Origin of the sequence: Kitasatospora acidiphila (assembly GCF_006636205.1) — a bacterium.
Lineage (GTDB): Bacteria > Actinomycetota > Actinomycetes > Streptomycetales > Streptomycetaceae > Kitasatospora > Kitasatospora acidiphila.
Genome location: NZ_VIGB01000003.1, coordinates 2,253,809 through 2,271,015, shown reverse-complemented (window position 1 = coordinate 2,271,015; position 17,207 = coordinate 2,253,809). Strand labels below are relative to the sequence as shown.

At 69.7% G+C, this 17,207-nt stretch carries 11 protein-coding genes and 1 pseudogene; 10 read left to right on the top strand and 2 right to left on the bottom strand.

What is annotated here, in order from left to right; all coding sequences use genetic code 11:
- Positions 1 to 150: 150 nt before the first annotated feature.
- Positions 151 to 2,055 (bottom strand): ABC transporter ATP-binding protein, encoded by a 1,905-nt coding sequence (locus E6W39_RS11270; protein WP_141637675.1) that lies wholly within the window; start codon positions 2,053 to 2,055, stop codon positions 151 to 153.
- 392 nt (positions 2,056 to 2,447) lie between these two features.
- On the opposite strand from E6W39_RS11270, the gene E6W39_RS11265 reads away from it, so the two are divergent.
- The 4 genes from E6W39_RS11265 to E6W39_RS11250 all read left to right on the top strand — a co-directional run bounded on the left by E6W39_RS11265 (position 2,448) and on the right by E6W39_RS11250 (position 4,762).
- Positions 2,448 to 2,672, top strand: a complete 225-nt coding sequence (locus E6W39_RS11265) for a hypothetical protein (protein ID WP_141633421.1) — start codon at positions 2,448 to 2,450, stop codon at positions 2,670 to 2,672.
- A 303-nt stretch (positions 2,673 to 2,975) separates the two neighbouring features.
- On the top strand, positions 2,976 to 3,935 hold the full coding sequence (locus E6W39_RS11260; protein ID WP_141633420.1) for a ParB/RepB/Spo0J family partition protein: 960 nt from the start codon (positions 2,976 to 2,978) through the stop codon (positions 3,933 to 3,935).
- Between the two features lie 234 nt (positions 3,936 to 4,169).
- Entirely contained in the window at positions 4,170 to 4,415 is a 246-nt protein-coding gene (locus E6W39_RS11255; RefSeq protein WP_228718091.1) for a thioesterase domain-containing protein, read from the top strand.
- 26 nt (positions 4,416 to 4,441) lie between these two features.
- Complete coding sequence (locus E6W39_RS11250; RefSeq protein WP_141633418.1) at positions 4,442 to 4,762, top strand: hypothetical protein; 321 nt, start codon at positions 4,442 to 4,444, stop codon at positions 4,760 to 4,762.
- Between the two features lie 201 nt (positions 4,763 to 4,963).
- On the opposite strand, the gene E6W39_RS11245 is transcribed toward E6W39_RS11250, so the two are convergent.
- Positions 4,964 to 5,365 carry a hypothetical protein gene (locus E6W39_RS11245; protein WP_141633417.1) on the bottom strand — a complete coding sequence of 134 codons (402 nt, stop codon included), beginning with the start codon at positions 5,363 to 5,365 and terminating at the stop codon, positions 4,964 to 4,966.
- 1,005 nt (positions 5,366 to 6,370) lie between these two features.
- Here E6W39_RS11245 and E6W39_RS11240 point away from each other — a divergent pair.
- The 6 genes and pseudogenes from E6W39_RS11240 to dpgA all read left to right on the top strand — a co-directional run bounded on the left by E6W39_RS11240 (position 6,371) and on the right by dpgA (position 17,197).
- The gene (locus E6W39_RS11240) at positions 6,371 to 8,152 is read left to right on the top strand and encodes a fatty acyl-AMP ligase (RefSeq protein ID WP_181799204.1); all 1,782 of its coding nucleotides are present in this window, start codon (positions 6,371 to 6,373) and stop codon (positions 8,150 to 8,152) included.
- On the top strand, positions 8,149 to 8,367 hold the full coding sequence (locus E6W39_RS40335; RefSeq protein WP_220140194.1) for a hypothetical protein: 219 nt from the start codon (positions 8,149 to 8,151) through the stop codon (positions 8,365 to 8,367). The genes E6W39_RS11240 and E6W39_RS40335 overlap by 4 nt, the downstream gene beginning before the upstream one ends.
- The gene (locus E6W39_RS40330) at positions 8,328 to 8,501 is read left to right on the top strand and encodes an acyl carrier protein (protein WP_220140193.1); all 174 of its coding nucleotides are present in this window, start codon (positions 8,328 to 8,330) and stop codon (positions 8,499 to 8,501) included. The genes E6W39_RS40335 and E6W39_RS40330 overlap by 40 nt, the downstream gene beginning before the upstream one ends.
- Entirely contained in the window at positions 8,498 to 15,088 is a 6,591-nt protein-coding gene (locus E6W39_RS11230; RefSeq protein ID WP_141633414.1) for a non-ribosomal peptide synthetase, read from the top strand. The genes E6W39_RS40330 and E6W39_RS11230 overlap by 4 nt, the downstream gene beginning before the upstream one ends.
- 625 nt (positions 15,089 to 15,713) lie before the next feature.
- The gene (locus tag E6W39_RS11225; protein WP_323809003.1) at positions 15,714 to 15,926 is read left to right on the top strand and encodes an MbtH family protein; all 213 of its coding nucleotides are present in this window, start codon (positions 15,714 to 15,716) and stop codon (positions 15,924 to 15,926) included.
- A gap of 114 nt (positions 15,927 to 16,040) precedes the next feature.
- Positions 16,041 to 17,197: pseudogene (gene dpgA / locus E6W39_RS11220) on the top strand (3,5-dihydroxyphenylacetyl-CoA synthase DpgA).
- The last annotated feature ends 10 nt before the right edge of the window (positions 17,198 to 17,207 follow it).

Genomic DNA, 17,207 nt, shown 5'->3' with positions numbered 1-17,207 from the left:
CACCCATAGCCACGGCACCACGGGGGTCTCACGGCCCGAAACGGGCAGCGGCTCCGGTCCACCACCGTGGACCGGAGCCGCTGCCCGTTTTTCTCCTGCCGCAGGCATCCGGCCGCGCCGACCGCTCGGCGGTCGGCGCGGCCGGACCGGTCAGGCGGGGGACTGCTGGGCGAACTGGGTGCGGTAGAGGTCGGCGTAGATGCCGCCGGCATCGAGCAGTTCGTCGTGGGTGCCGCTCTCGCGGATCCGGCCAGCCTCGACGACGAGGATCTGATCGGCCTCGCGGATGGTGGAGAGGCGGTGCGCGATCACCAACGATGTCCGGCCGTGCAGCGCGGTCTTGAGGGCGCGCTGGATGGCCGCCTCGGACTCGGAGTCCAGGTGGGCGGTCGCCTCGTCCAGGACGACGATCGGCGGGGCCTTGAGGAGGAGCCGGGCCAGTGCGATGCGCTGCTTCTCGCCGCCGGAGAGCCGGTAGCCGCGGTCGCCGACGACGGTGTCCAGGCCGTCGGGCAGGGCGTCGATGGTGTCCCAGATCAGGGCGGCCTGGCAGGCCTCGATCACTTCCTGTTCGGTGGCGTCCGGGCGGGCGTACTCGAGATTGGCGCGCAGGGTGTCGTGGAAGAGGTGCGCGTCCTGGGTGACGACGCCGACGGTGTCGCGCAGCGACTGCAGGGTCAGCTCGCGGATGTCGTGGCCGCCGATCCGGACGGCCCCCTGGTTGGGGTCGTAGAGGCGCGGCACGAGCTGCGTGATGGTGGTCTTGCCGGCGCCCGAGTGTCCGACCAGGGCGGTCAACTTGCCTGCGGGGGCCCGGAAGCTGAGCTCTTGCAGGGTCCAGGAGTCGTCGGTGCGCTCGGGGCGGCGCAGCGCGATGGACTCCAGCGAGGCGAGCGAGACCTCATTGGCGCCGGGGTAGCGGAAGTGCACCTGGTCGAACTCGATCTCCGGAGCCTCGATCTCCGGTGACGTGCCGTTCGACGGCGCCGCGGGCAGCTCCCAGGCGTCGGGGCGTTCGGCGATGAGCGGCTCCAGGTCGAGGACCTCGAAGACGCGGTCGAAGCTGACCAGGGCGGTCATCGCGTCGACCTGCATGGTGGAGAGCTGGTTGATCGGTCCGTACAGCCGCAGCAGCAGGGTGACCATGGCGACCAGGGTGCCGAGTTTGAGGGTGCCGTCGATGGTCAGGCTGCCGCCCAGTCCGTAGACCAGCGCGGTGGTGAGGGAGGTGAGGACGGTGACGATGATGAAGAGCATCCGCCCGTAGACGACCCCGGCGACGGCGACGTCGCGCACCCGGCCGGCCTTGCTCCTGAACAGCTTCGTCTCATCGTCGGTGCGGCCGTAGAGCTTGGCGAGCATGGCACCCGCGACGTTGAAGCGCTCGTTCATCATCGAGCTCATCTCGGCGTCCAGTTGCATGGTCTCGCGGGTGATGCGCTGCAGCCTGCTGGCGATGAAGCGCACGGGCAGCAGGAAGAAGGGGATCATCACCAGGGCCGCGACGGTGATCTGCCAGGACAGGTAGAGCATCGCGGCGATGACCATGACGATGGTCAGCAGGGTGGACACCGACTGGGTGAGCAGCGTGGTCACGGCCTGGCGGGCGCCGACGACATCGGCGTTGAGCCTGCTGACCAGTGCGCCGGTCTGCGCCCGGGTGAAGAAGGCCAGCGGCTGCTTCTGCACATGGGTGAAGACCTTGCTGCGCAGGTCGAAGACGAGTCCTTCGCCGACCCGGCCCGAGCACCAGGCCTGCAGGTACACGGCCGCCGCGTCGATCAGGGCCAGCGCGGCGATGACGCCGCACAGCCAGGCGACAGTGCCGGTGTGCCGGGGGATGATGCCGTCGTCGATGATCATCTTGAGGAGCAGCGGGCTGCTGACCGTGATGACCGCGTCGGCGACGGTGGTCAGCAGCAGCAGAGCCAGCGGCCAGCGGTACCTGGTGGCATAGGGGATGATCCGGCGAACCGTCCCAGGTCTCACCCGTTGGCGGGTTATCGAGTCTTTGTCGAGCCGCCCCAGGGGGCCGAAGCCCGGCCCGCCCATCATCGCCATGGACACCTACCTCGCATTCTGATGGAACGTCAGCACATGCCTGAGAAAGTCGGTGATCGTGGTGCTGACCGCGTTCGGCGTTCCAGGTTTCCGAGTCGGCCGCAGTCGGGGATCTCCATCACATCGCGGCCCGGCAGGGCCTCGGCGTCCTCAGCCGCCGGCCGTGCAGGTCAATCCCTCAACCCGGTGACCCTATCGGCGGGCGGGTGCTTCGAGAAGCCGCGCACCCGTCCTGGGCTCGCGGTTCTCGGAGCGGTCCAGGCCTTGTACGGCACATGATCGGCCTGTGCAACTGCCGCCAGACGGCAGTTGCACGGACGCGGGGGCGACGGGCTCGGGAGGTCCGCCGCGTTCAGCGGTCGACGGTTGTCGGAAGCGGCAGAGTCTTGATCAACGACCGGAGCGAACTGCACGCCAGCACCGGCGATCCGGAGCTGGACTCGATTCGGCTGTTGATCCTGCGCCAGTTCGGGCCGTGCTACACCGTTCAGGGAGCGGCCGCCCTGCCCAAGCGCCGCTGGGTTCACCGTCAGCAGCGCAGCCGGGCCGCCTCCGGCGATGGCGCCGCCGACTTGGTGAAGACATCACTGACGAGCAGTCAGCAGCGCTGAACAGCGAACTTGGGCGGTGCGACATCGCGGATGGAAAATTCACCCAAGACGGCTGGACAGACTCTCGTACGCGAACCACGATTGGGGTGGAGACTCACTGGGGCAATCCACGCGAGCCGACTCTGGCCCCATGGGGCGGTGGGTGCAGAGCGACCGGGCGGATCGCTGGCTTCGGGTGTACGGACGACCTCAGTCATGGCCTCCACGGAGTGGACACATGCGTGCTGGAGCTTGGCTCCGAGCCGTACTACAACGGGGGTTAGTGCCTTGAATCAGGCTGTGGCCGAGTCGGTGTCTGCTGCCATGGTTCCGATCTCGTCGTTGCGACTGGGCGAGTCGCCGCGCACCCAGGGCAGCGACGAGGAGCACATCGCGAGACTGAGGGAACTGGACGGGCCGCTCCCGCCCATCTTGGTCGAGCGGCGCACCATGCAGGTGATCGACGGCACCCACCGGTTGCTTGCCGCGGTGTCCAAGGGCCTGCAGGCCATCGAGGTGGAGTTCTTCGACGGCACCGCCGAAGAGGCCTTCCTGAAGTCCGTGGAGGCGAACGTCACCCACGGTCTGCCGCTGTCGCTCGCCGACCGGCGATTGGCGGCCGAGCGGATCATGGCCTCACACCCGCACCTGTCGGACCGGGCGATCGCCCGGTCCGCTGGGCTGGGTGCCAGGGCGGTCGCGGCCGTCCGGCGTCGCGCGGCCGAGCTCACGGAGCAGCCGCAGTTCCAGGCCAGGGTCGGCCGCGACGGCAAGGTCCGCCCGCTGAACAGCGCGGCCGGCCGGCTCCGGGCGGCCGCGCTGCTCACCGAGCGGCCGGAGGCCTCGCTGCGCGAGGTCGCCCGGCTGGCCGGGATCTCCCCGGCGACGGTCAGCGATGTCCGGCGGCGGATGGCGGCCGGTGAGCCACCGGCGGCCGACGAGGCGTTGGACGGAGAGGTGAGCGTGGTGCCGCAGGCGAAGCGCCCCCACGCGCACGGCGCCCGCCGGATGCGCCTGGTGCAGTCGGATCCCGCCGTGGTGCTGGAGAAGCTGGTGCGCGACCCGTCACTGCGCCACAAGGAGGAGGGACGTCAACTGCTGCGCCTGCTGCAGCAGAACGCGATCGGTGCCAGGGAGTGGTCGGAGCTGACCGAAGTGGTCCCGGCATACTGCAGTGCGCTGGTGGCGGACTTGGCCCGGCAGTACGCCGAGACCTGGCTGGAGCTCGCCCAGCGGCTGGACGAGCGGCTGCGGGGGGTCAGGGAGCTGGCCGTGGGCAGCTGAGGTCGGGGCGAGGGCCTGCCGGCACACCCTGGAGCCGGCAGACCCTGGACTCGAACCCACGCTGTCGGTGGCTCGAGCACCGTGTCTCTCCCGCTGGACAACCGAGGTAGACCAGGTGCTCTGCCTGCCCTACGCGGGTGGCACCAGCATGATCTTCGCCAAGTGGCTGCGGCCGGCCGCCGCCCCGCGTTGGATCGGTCTTGACTGCCCAGGGGCCCTGCTGACGATGCGTCGGTGCCCAGCCCCGCCTCCATCCCGGAGCCGGCGGCAGGGCTACTCACCGGCGTGCCGGATCTTGCCGGCGGGCCGTACGCGCTGTTCGGGGTGAGCCTGGGTGCGCTGGTCGCATACGAGTTGGCTCTGGCGGCCGAGGCGGCGGGTCAGCCGCCCGCGCTCCTGGCACTGGCGGCCTGTTCGGCCCGCAGCAACTACTTTGGGAGCCCGAGAAGTTCGGAAGGCTGGACGACCACGCGTTCCTGACTCGCTTCGCGGATCTCTATCGGGGCATGGACTTTGAGGTGCTCGCGGCGCCGGAGATCCGCGAGTTGGTGATGCCGGGTCTGCGGCACGATGTGGCGTTCTACGACGGCTACGTCCAGGCGCATCTGGACCGTGCCCCGGTGCCGGCTGTCGCCGACCTGCTGGTGCTCTCCGGGACCGAGGACATCACGGCCACCGCGGCCAGGGCCGAGCCGTGGCGCGACCACTCCACGGGCGTGGTGGAGTGCCTGGAGGTGTCCGGCGACCAACTCTTCGTCGACAAGCGGGCGGCCGAGCTGACCGGGCTGCTGACCGAGAGGCTCGGCGCCGGGCCTGGTGAAGCTTGAGGGACCGCCGGAAACCCGGAGCGCCGTGATGGGGAGCGGAGCCGAGTGGGCGTCCGGCTCCCCGGTCCGGATTCGGGCCGGGGAGCCGGATCGTGCGCGTCGCGCCCCCGTGCACGGCTCGAGGATCAGACCACCAGTCAGGTGGGGAATCACGGCCGTGGGGTGTGGTCACAGATGGCCGCTACTACGGCCGGACGGACGTCAGGCGCAGAACACCTCGAACGTCGCGCCGGTGATCGGGGCCGAGGGCGTGATGGTGTCGTCGAAGGTGTAGTGGGTGCTGGTGTAGTTGCCCCCCCACTGGGCGCCAATCTCACCGCCGCCCGTGGCCTCGTTGAGCCACCAGCCCGGGTTGCAGCCGGAGTTCGGGTTGAACGGGATGCTGTTCGACGGGTTGTCCAGCCATCCGGTGAGGTGGCTAGTGCCGTCGCTCTGCGGGCAGATGGTGATCTGGCCGGTGCCCATGGAGTTCGAGCCGTTGACGGTGGTGCAGGTGCCCGTGGTGGTCGCGCTGTGGGTGGTCGCCGCCTGGGCGGGGACGGCCAGCAGTGCCATGGCGCCGGCGGCACCGGTCACGGCCAGGGTGCGAATAAGACGGTTCAAGGCGTTCTCTTCCTGTCTCTTGGTGGCTGGGGCGAGCTGACGGCCTGGGGACGTCGCTCCGGCTGTGCGACACCAGAGCGGAAGGCCCTCCGACCCTCCTGACGCTCGCGCTGCCCGGACTGTGCGGGCGGAGTGAGAACACCACAGGTGAGATCGGCGGGAACAGTCGTTCTTCAGCTGTGCGAGTACTATCGAGCCAGCAATGACGGGGTCGGTAGGGCCAGAATCGTAGCCGGTAGGGACGGGCTCCAAGGGGTCCCGGACACCGTGCGGACCTGCGGACTCGACCGATCGCCGGGTCCTGGGCCGCACAACCGGGCCACCGGCGGGCCTGGTCGCACACCGGTGCCGGAAACGGCCGGATCACGACCCGTCAGGGTGCGGCAGCGCCATCCACAACTCGCGATTGCTCGATGAACCGGCGTACCGGGGCGGTCAGTTGACCCTCACCCTGACCCTCAGCCGACCTACCGCCCTCACCACCGACGAACTCGCCGAACTCAGAACCGCCGCGCGCCGCCTGCGCACCAGCGCGGCCTGGCCGCCCTCGGCCGTCCGACGGCATCCCTGCGACGGAGGCCATGGCTTTGCAGTCGTCCGCCAGGAGGACGAATCGGCTCCACCCCGCCGCCTAGCGTGAGACCGCCGCGCTCCCGGTAAACCCCCGTGCCGGGGGCGCGGCATCCACCCCCGCCGGTCCTTGTTCAACTGGCTCACCGCGATGGTTGAACACCCGTGCTGATCATTTGCACCGGGTTGAACACCCGCACCATCTCCAGTGGCTGGGGCATAGTGGTCTGCGCCGCCAGGAACCGACGGAGTTCGGCGAAGCCGGACGTCAGACGTCAGGACGCCTGGACCGGGTAGAGGAACCGTGGGCAGAGCTGCGGCCGAACAGCCTGATCGCGACAGTCGAGAACGACACCACCCAGCCGTGCGGCGCGCGCCGCCGTGCATGTCCGCGCGCCGCCCAGACCGACGCAGCGCCAAGCCCAGGGGGAAGCAGTGGCCTTCGAGCTGACCGGCTACCGGAACCTCGGCGACGCGTTCGCCGCGCGTGTCGACCAACACCCCGACAAGACCGCGGTCACCATCTACCGCAACTCCGCCGAGGTCGCGCACGAAAGCCTCAGCTACGCCGAACTCGCCCGCCGGGCCGGCCTGCGCGCCGCCGACCTGGCGCAGCACCTGGCCCCCGGCGAGCGCGTCCTCATCGCGCTGCCCACCGGCACCGAGTTCGTCGAGCTCTACCTCGCCTGCCTGCTGGCCGGTGTCACCGCCGTGCCCGCCCCGCCGGCGACCGGCTCCACCAGCGCCGCCCAGCGCGTCGCCGTGATCGCCGCGGACTGCACACCCGGACTGGTGTTCGGCACCGCCGGAGACCTCGACACCCTCACCGAGCGCTTCCACGCGCAGGGCCTGGGCCACATCCCCGTCCAGGCCGCCGCCCCCGTGCCGGCCGGTGAGGCACCCCCCGCGGCGCTCCGCGGCCGCCACGCCGACCAGGGCACCCTCGCCGTTCTCCAGTACAGCTCCGGCTCCACCGGCACCCCGAAGGGCGTGATGCTCGCCCACCGGAACGTCCAGGCGAACCTCGCGGCCCTGCACTCCGTCATGGGCCTGAGCGGTGACGACTCGTTCGGCAGCTGGATGCCGCTGCACCACGACTTCGGTCTCTTCTGCCAGCTCAGCTGCGCACTCTTCTACGGCGCAACAGCGGTCCTGATGCCGCCGGCGACGTTCGCCCGCAAGCCCATCGAATGGTTCCGGATGATGAACGAATTCCGGACCACCGCCAGCTCCGCCCCCAACTTCGCGTACGGCATCGCGCTGCGCCTCATCAAGGACGAACAACTCGACGGGCTCGACGTGTCACCGCTGCGCTTCCTGTGCAACGGCTCCGAGCCGATCCACGCCCCCACCATCGCCGCGTTCACCAAGCGATTCGCACACATCGGCCTGCGCCCCGAAGCCGTCGTCGCCGGCTACGGCATGGCCGAGGTCACCGTCTACGCCAGCGGTACCCCCATCCCGCGTCAGCCGACCGTCCTGGTCGTCGACCCCCAGCGCCTCGCCGACGCCGACCACCCCGCGCTGGTTCCCGCCCATGACGGCCGCGGCAAGGAGATCACCGGCGTCGGACGCCCCGAGGCCTTCGACACCCTCATCGTCGACCCCGCCACCCTGCGCCCCCTGTCCGCCGGCGAGGTCGGCGAGATCTGGCTGCGCGGCGACAGCGTCGGCCGGGGCTACTGGGACAAACCCGACCTCACCGCCCACACCTTCCACGCCCGCCCCGCCGGCGCCGACGACACCGGACCCGGCTGGCTGCGCACTGGCGACCTGGGCGCCCTGGCGGACGGCGAACTGTTCATCACCGGCCGGCTCAAGGAGGTGATGATCGTCCACGGCCGCAACCTCTACCCGCACGACCTCGAACACGAGGCGCGCGCGGCCCACCCCGCGCTGGAGGGGTTCGTCGGCGCCGCCTTCGGCGTCCAGGCCCCCGACGAGCGGATCGTGCTGGTGCACGAGGTCAGCCCGACCCTGTCGGCCGAGGAACTGCGCGCCGCCGCGGCGGCCGTCATCCGCCGCCTCACCGCCGCCACCGGTGCGCCGGTCCGCAACGTCCTGCTGGTGCGGCGCGGCAGCGTCCACCGCACCAGCAGCGGCAAGATCCAGCGCGCCGCGATGCGCGACCGCTTCCTGGCCGGCGCGATCACCGCCCTGCACACCGAACTCGAACCAGCCGTCAGGCAGTTGACCGCAGGAGCCGAAGCCCTGTGACGCCCACCCGCACCGGCACCGCCGCGCCGCGATGCGCCGGCACCGCAGTCCTCGACGAGGCCGAGGAGTTCCCCGCCGAACTCTGCGCCGCACTCGACACCTTCGGCCTGCCCGCCCGCTACGTGCCCACCCGCGAGCATCCGGCGTCGCACTCGGCGGCCACTCGCTGCTGGTCATGCGACTGGTGGGCCGACTGCGCGGCGGCCTCGGAGTGAACCTGCCGATGCCGACTTTGTTCGAGATGCCGACCCCGGCCGGGCTCACCGCCTGGCTTGCCGATCAGACCGCCGGCCCGAAGAAGGCCAGGCCCATGCTGCGACCGATGCACAAGCAGGAGGAGTCCCGGTGATACCGCTGTCGTTCTCGCAAAGCCGGCTCTGGTTCCTTGCACAGCTCCAAGGACCGAACGCGACCTACAACAACCGCATGGTGCTGCGCATGACCGGCAAGCTGGACCATCGGGCGCTCAGCGCGGCCCTGCGGGACGTGATCGGGCGCCACGAGGTGCTGCGCACCACGTTCCCCCTCGTCGACGGCAGACCCTGCCAGCAGGTCATGGAGCTCGACGCCCTGCCGTGGGAGCTGTCGGTGGTCGAGGTCGTCGACCCGGAACGGTCGGGTGAGCCGGGTGAACCCGCAGCGCTCGACCTTGCCGCCGCCGAGATCCCGGCGGAGCTTCCGGGAGGGACGGTCGACGCTGCGGACCTGGCCGGAGCGGTGGCCCGGGCCACCGCGTACACGTTCGACCTGGCCTCGGAAGTGCCGCTGCGGGCCTGGCTGTTCGCGATCCGACCGGACGAGCACCTGCTGGTCCTGCTGGCCCACCACATCGCTTGGGACGACTGGTCCTTCAGGCCGCTGGCACGGGACCTGTCGGCGGCGTACACGGCGCGGCTGGCCGACCGGGCACCCGACTGGGAGCCGCTGCCGGTGCAGTACGCCGACTACACCCTGTGGCAGCGTGAGCTGTTGGGGAGCGAGGACGACCCGGACAGCCTGGTCTCCGGGCAACTCGCCTACTGGCGAGAGGCGTTGGCCGGTCTCCCGGAGGAGATCGAGCTGCCGACCGACTGGACCCGCCCGATGGTACCCGGCCACCGCGGCCACCGCGTTCCCGTCCGGGTGCCGGCCGAGGTCCACCGGCGGTTGGCTGAGTTCGCGCGTGCGCACGGGGCGACGACGTTCATGGTGCTCCAAGCCGGGCTCGCCGTGACACTCTCCCGCCTCGGGGCGGGTACGGACATCCCGATCGGGTCGGCCATCGCGGGCCGGATGGACGAGGCACTGAACGACCTGGTCGGGTTCTTCGTCAACAACCTGGTCCTGCGCACCGACCTTTCCCGTCGCTCCGCTGGGGACGCCCCAGACGACGACCTGACCTTCGCCGAGGTGCTGAAGCGGGTTCGTGCGACCACCCTGGGCGCGTTCGGACACCAGGAAGTGCCGTTCGAGCGGCTGGTGGAGGAGCTGGCGCCGACCCGCTCGCTGGCCCGTCATCCGCTGTTCCAGGTGATGCTCACGGTGGGCGCCGCCTCGGCCGAGGCGGACGCCGGTTCGGCGCTGCAACTGCCCGGCATCCGGACCGAGGAGGTTGCATCCGGGGAACAGGCGGCCAAGTTCGACCTTGACTTCCTCCTGTCCGAGACGCTCGACGGGACCGGCGCCCCGGCCGGGGTGCGCGGGACGCTGATTGCTGCGGCGGACCTGTTCGACCCGGCGACGGCAGACAGGCTCGTTGACTGCTTCACCCGGGTGCTCTCGGCGATGGCCGATGATCCGCTGGCTCGCGTGAACCGGGTGGATGTGTTGGATCCGGCGGAGCGTGCTCTGGTTCTGGACGAGTGGAACCGGACGGAGCAGACGCTGCCGGAGCTGATGGTCCCGCAGTTGTTCGAGGCGCAGGTTGCTCGGACGCCGGACGCGGTGGCGTTGGTGGCGGATGGCGTTGCGGTGTCGTACGCGGAACTGGACGTGCGGGCCAACCGGTTGGCGCACTACCTGGTCGGTCAGGGCGTGGGGTCCGAGTCGGTGGTGGGGGTGTGCCTGCCGCGCGGCGTCGAGATGGTGGCGGCGATCCTGGGGGTGTGGAAGGCGGGTGCGGCGTACCTGCCGATCGACCCGGGACAGCAGCCGGCGGACCGGATCTCCTCCCAGCTGGCCGACAGCGGTGCGGTGCTCGTCCTGGGCGGGGAGTCCGTCGCGGGCGGAGACACCCGCACCGTTGCGCTGGATGACCCTGCGGTGGCGGCCGAGTTGGCGGGGTTGCCGCGGACTGCTCCTGAACGTGTGCTGTTCAGGGATGGGTTGGCGTATGTGATTTATACGTCGGGGTCGTCGGGGCGGCCGAAGGGTGTTGGGGCGACGCATGGTGGGTTGGCGAATTACATGGGGTCGGTTCCGGGACGGTTGGGCCTTGGTGGTGTGGGTGCGCGGTACGGGTCGTTGCAGGCGCTGGTGACGGATTTGGGGAACACGCTGTTTTTCTGGAGTCTGGTGTCGGGGGGTGAACTGCACATTCTGCCGGAGGAGGCGGTGACTGATCCGGCGGCTGTGGCGGCGTATGTCGCCGACCATCGGATTGATTTCCTGAAGTTGGTGCCGTCGCATCTGCGGGCGTTGGCGTCGGTTGCGGGTATGGGGCCGTTGCTGCCGGCGCGGGGGTTGGTGCTGGGCGGTGAGGCGGTGTCGCCGGCGTTGGTGGAGGAGCTCGTCGATGCCGCCGGTGATCGGGGGGCGTTCAATCACTACGGGCCGACGGAGACGACGATCGCTATCGCGACGGCGCGGTTCGAGTCGGCGTCGGGTGGTGTGGTGCCGGTTGGTGGTCCGGTGGCGAATACGCGGTTGTATGTGTTGGACGCGGGGTTGCGGCCGGTGCCGGTGGGTGTGGCAGGTGAGTTGTACATCGCGGGTGCGCAGTTGGCGCGGGGGTACGTGGGTCGGGCGGGTTTGACGGCGGAGCGGTTTGTGGCCTCGCCGTTCGCGGTGGGTGAGCGGATGTACCGGTCGGGGGATCGTGCGCGGTGGGGTGTGGATGGCCAGGTGGTGGTGTTGGGTCGGGTGGATGATCAGGTGAAGGTGCGTGGGTTCCGGGTGGAGCCGGGCGAGGTGGAGGCGGTGCTGGCGGCGCATCCTGGGGTTGAGCGGTGTGTGGTGGTGGCGCGTGAGGATGAGCCAGGGGACCGCAGGCTGGTCGGGTATGTCGTGCCGGCCGATGACCAGAACACCGGACTTGGCGCTGCAGTGCGGGAGTTCTGTGCCGCGAGGTTGCCGGATCACATGGTTCCCTCGGCGGTGGTGGTGTTGGGGGCGTTGCCGTTGACGGGTAACGGCAAGCTGGACCGCCGTGCGTTGCCGGCGCCTGACTTCGCTGCCGCCGCAGGTGGTGGTCGGGGGCCGTCGTCGGTGCAGGAGGAGATCCTGTGCGCGGCGTTCGCCGAGATCCTCGGTGTGCCGTCGGTCGGCGTCGATGACAACTTCTTCGAGTTGGGCGGGCATTCGCTGCTGGCGGTGTCGCTGGTGGAGCTCCTCCGCCAGCAAGGTGTCACCGTCTCGGTGCGCACACTGTTCCAGAACGCCACGCCGGCCGGCCTGGCGGCCTCCTCCGGTGCGCCGCGGGTCGTGGTTCCGCCCAATCTGATTCCCGAGGGCGCGACGGATCTCACTCCGGAGATGCTGCCGTTGGTGGATCTGGATGAGGCGGAGATCGCTCGTGTGATCGAGCGGGTTCCGGGCGGTGCGGCGAACATCGCGGATGTCTATCCGCTCGCGCCGCTTCAGGAAGGCATTCTCTTCCATCATTTGATGAGCGATCAGCACACCGCCGACGTCTACGCCAAGCCGATGGTGCTGGGATTCGACTCGCAGGCGCGTCTCGATGCCTTCCTCGGCGCCCTCCAGCAGGTGGTCGACCGCCATGACGTGTACCGCACGGCGATCCTCTGGGAGGACCTGCGTGAGCCGGTCCAAGTGGTTTTGCGGCGCGCTCTGCTGCCGGTCGAACAGCTCACACCGGCACCGCAGGGGCAGGATGTCGTCGGCCAGTTGCTGGCCGCCGGAGGCCCGATCGACCTGACCACTGCTCCGCTGATCCGCGTGCTCACAGCAGCGGACCAGGCTGCCGGCCAATGGCTCGCGCTGGTGCGCATGCACCACCTGGTGCAGGACCACACCACGATCGACGTGGTGCTCGGCGAACTCCGCGCCATCATGTCGGGCAACGGCGATGCGCTGCCGGAGCCACTGCCGTTCCGCAACTTCGTTGCGCAGGCCCGTCTGGGTGTGTCGCCGGAGGAGCACGAGCGCTACTTCACCGAGCTGCTGGGCGATGTGGAAGAGACAACGGCGCCGTACGGCCTGGTCGATGTGCACGGGGACGGGACCGACGCAGCCCAGGCCCAGCTGACGCTAGACACTGAACTTGCCCTTCGAGTCCGGGAGTTGACTCGCCGCAGCGGCGTGAGCCCGGCCACCGTCTTCCACCTGGCGTGGGCGCGGGTGCTGGCGGCGGTCAGTGGCCGCGACGACGTGGTGTTCGGGACGGTGCTGTTCGGCCGGATGGACTCCGGTGCCGGTGCCGACCGCGTTCCCGGACTGTTCCTCAACACCCTGCCGCTGCGCATCGACGTGGCCTCGGCGACCGTGGACGAGGCGCTGGCAGCAGTGCAGCGGCAACTCGCCGAGCTCCTGGTGCACGAGCACGCTCCGCTGGCGGTGGCCCAGCGGGCCAGCGGGCTGCCGGGTTCAAGCCCGTTGTTCACCTCTGTCTTCAACTACCGCTACAACCGGACCGCGGCCGGGCCCGGGCAGGAAACCAGAGCCGGCCTCGAAGGCATGCAGGTGCTCTATCTCTGGGATCGCTCCAACTACCCGCTGAACGTGTCCGTCGGAGATCGGGACACGGGATTCGAAGTGACGGTCCACGCGGTGGCCCCGGCCGATCCGGCGCGGGTTTGCATGCTGCTCCAGACGGCCCTGGCCAATCTGGTCCGCGCGTTGGAGGAGGAGCCGGGGTTGCCGCTGGCGGCGGTGGGTGTGCTGGGTGCGGAGGAGCGTGCGCTGGTGGTGGAGGGATGGAACGACACGGCGGTGGAGTTGCCGACTGCCTTGGTGCCGGAGTTGTTCCGGGCTCAGGTGATGAGGTCGCCGGGTGCGGTGGCGGTGGTGTGTGACGGGGTTGAGGTGTCGTACGCGGAGCTGGATGTGCGGGCGAATCGGTTGGCGCACTATCTGGTGGCGCAGGGGGTGGGGGCGGAGTCGTTGGTGGGTCTGTGTCTGCCGCGTGGGATTGACATGGTGGTGGCGGTTCTCGGGGTGTGGAAGGCCGGCGCTGCGTATGTGCCGGTGGATCCGGAGTATCCGGCGGACCGAGTGGCGTTCATGTTGCGTGACAGTCGGGCGGTGTTGACGCTGACGACTGAGGAGATTGCGGAGGAGTTGCCGGCGGGGCGGGGGCGGTTGATCGCGTTGGATTCTGCGGCGATGGTGGCGGCGGTTGCGGGGTTGCCGTCGTCGGTTCCTGATGTGGTGGTGGTTGGTGGGCAGTTGGCCTATGTGATGTACACGTCGGGTTCGACGGGTCGCCCCAAGGGTGTCGGGGTGACGCATGGCGGGTTGGCGAACTACGTGGGGTGGGCGGTTGGCGCGTACGGGGTGGAAGGGGGCGGGGGTGCGCCGTTGCATTCGTCGTTGGCGTTCGACCTCACGGTGACGAGTCTGGTGGTGCCCTTGGTGGCGGGTTCGCGAGTGGTGGCGAGTGTCGGTGGTGGCGCGGAGGGTTTGGCGGGGCTGCTCGGTGGGGGCGGGGGGTTCGAGTTGGCGAAGGTGGTGCCGGCGCATCTGCCGTTGCTGGGGGAGTTGCTGGCAGGTGACTCGGGCGTTGCGGGTGGTGCGGATCGTTGGGTGGTGGGTGGTGAGGTGTTGGCGGGTGCGGATGTGCGGGCTTGGTTGTCGGGTGTGTCGAGTGGGGTGGTGGTGAATGAGTACGGGCCGACGGAGGCGGTGGTGGGGTGTTGTGTGTTCGAGGTGGGTGCGGGCGACGTGGTGGGTGATGTGGTGCCGATTGGGCGGCCGATCGCGAATATGCGGTTGTTTGTGTTGGATGGTCGGTTGCGGCCGGTGCCGGTGGGGGTGGCGGGTGAGTTGTACATCGCGGGTGTGCAGGTGGCGCGGGGGTATGTGGGTCAGGCGGGCTTGACGGCGGAGCGGTTTGTGGCGTGTCCGTTCGGCACTGACGGTGAGCGGATGTATCGGTCGGGGGACGTGGCGCGTTGGTCGGGGGATGGGCAGTTGGAGTATCTGGGTCGAGCGGATGAGCAGGTGAAGATCCTGGGGTTCCGGATCGAGCCGGGTGAGGTGCAGGCGGTGGTGGTGGCTCATCCGGCGTTGGCACAGGCGGCGGTGGTCGCCCGTGAGGACACTCCGGGTGACACGCGTCTGGTGGCGTATGTGGTGCCGGATGACGAGGACGCGGATGCGGCTCGACTGGCGCTCGAGGTACGGGAGTTCGTGGCGGACCGGTTGCCGAAGCATCTGGTTCCTGCCGCTGTCGAGGTCATTGGTGCGTTGCCTCTGACGGTCAACGGCAAGCTCGACCGCAAGGCGTTGCCGGTGCCGGGGCTTGCGGCGGGTGGTGGTCGGGGTCCGGCCACCGTGCAGGAGGAGTTGCTCTGCCAGGCGTTCGCCGAGGTCCTCGGACTGCCCGTGGTCGGCGTCGACGACGACTTCTTCACCCTCGGCGGCCAATCTCTCCTGGCGACCCGCTTGGTCAGTCGCATCCGCGCGGCACTGGGTGTGGAGCTGCGGATCCGGGTGCTGTTCGACAGCCCGACTCCGGCGGGCGTGGCGACCTGGATCACCCAACAGGCCGGCGACGCCGGCAACCAGAAGAAGAAGGCCAGGCCCGCGGTGCGGCCGATGCGCCGACAGGAGGACTAGCGATGATTCCCTCGTCGCTCGTGCAGCGCCGGCTCTGGTTCCTCGGGCAGTTGGAAGGACCGACTGCGACCTACAACCTCCCCTGGTCCGGCGCCTGAACGTGACAGAGGACAGGCCTGCCCTCTCGACGGCGGTCCGGGATGTGCTCGGGCGCCACGAGGCGCTCCGGACGCTCCTCCCAACCCGCGGTCGGGGGCCTGTGTGCCGTCGCGGCCCGGGAAGTCTCCGCCGCCTCGGCCACCAGCCGTGGGCAGGCCATTCCCGCAACTCGGCGACCCTATCGGCGAGCGGGTGTCCCGGTGAAAGGCGCGCGAGCCAGCGTTCGCCGAGGCGCTCGACGCGTGGCCGCGGTCCGTGCAACTGCCGTTCCGGCGGCAGTTGCACGGACCGCGCAGGTCAGGCTCGTCAACCGCACCCCTTCGACGGTCAACGGCCAACTGCCGTCCTACGGTGATGTCTTGATAAGCCAGTCGTCCACGGGTCATCCTGTGATGTCCCGTGGTGCCGCGAAGATCGCAGGCGGGACCAGTCGGCCGGCCGCCTTCGTCCGAACGCAGGCCGGCCTCGGAACGGGGTGCGCACGTCACCCGCCCGACCAACCATCCCCCGAGAAGGGACAGCCCTGGTGACCAACCCATTCGACGACCCCGACGCCTCCTACCTGGTCCTGGTCAACGACGAGGGGCAGCACTCCCTCTGGCCGGTCTTCGTCGAGGTCCCCGCGGGCTGGCAGACGGTCTTCGGCGAGGCCCCCCGCCAGGATTGCCTGGACCACATCGAGAAGTCCTGGACCGACATGCGCCCGAAGAGCCTCATCGAGGCCATGGCCAAGGGCTGAGGACCGCACGCCGGCGACGGCGGCTGCCGCCGTCCCGCGCCCACCCGTACCGAGACAGGAGAACGACGTGTTCGCCGCAGTGCCGCTGATCCGCAGCAAGACCCGAATGTGGGGGTGGACCTTCCGATGACCCGCCGTGACAGTTCGAGCGTGGCCCTGCTGGAGCCCCCGGCCACGCGCAAAAACGCCGTCCCCGTCACCCGGATCGCCGGTGTCGGGACCGCTACCACCGAACGCTCTTACACCCAGAGCGAGTTGCTCGACATCTTCCGGATCACCGATCCCAAGGTGCGCTCGGTCTTCCTGAACAGTGCGATCGAACGGCGCTTCCTGACCGTCCCGCCGCTGGACGCCGACGGCGCCGTGGTCTCCGAGCCGCAGGGCGCCCTGCTCGCCAAGCACAAGCGGATCGCCCTCGACATGGGTGCCCGCGCGGTCCGCGCCTGCCTGGAGAACACCGGTCTCGAACTGGCGGACATCGACTACCTCTGCTGCACCACGACCACCGGTTTCCTGACGCCCGGTCTGAGCGCCCACCTGATCCGCGAGATGGGGATCCTCCCGAAGACCAGCCGGATCGACGTCGTCGGCATGGGCTGCAACGCCGGCCTCAACGCGCTGAACGCCACCGCCTCCTGGGCCTCGGCCAACCCCGGCAAGGTCGCCGTGCTGCTCTGCGCCGAGGCCTGCTCGGCCGCCTACGTGATCGACGGTTCGATGCGCACCGCGGTGGTCAACAGCCTGTTCGGCGACGGCGCCGCCGCGATCGCCCTGATCGCCGACACCCCCGACACCGGCTACGCCGCCCCCGACGTGCCGCGGACCGCCGGCGCCCCGCGCATCCTGGGCTTCGCCAGCCACCTGATCACCGACGCGATCGACGCGATGCGCTACGACTGGGACGACGCCCAGGGCAAGTTCAGCTTCTACCTCGACCCGCACGTGCCCTACGTGGTCGGGGCCAATGCCGAGCAGGTGGTGGACCGGCTGCTGGCCGGCGCCGGACTGCGGCGCAGCGACATCGGTCACTGGCTGGTGCACTCCGGCGGCAAGAAGGTCATCGACGCGGTCCGGGTCAACCTCGGGCTCACCCGCCACGACGTCCGGCACACCACCGACGTGCTGCGCGACTACGGCAACCTGTCGAGCGGCTCCTTCCTGTTCTCCTACGAGCGACTGCTCCGGGAGGGGTCACCCGGGCCGGCGACTACGGCGTACTGATGACCATGGGACCCGGATCGACCATCGAGACCGCGCTGGTGCAGTGGTGACGGAGGAACA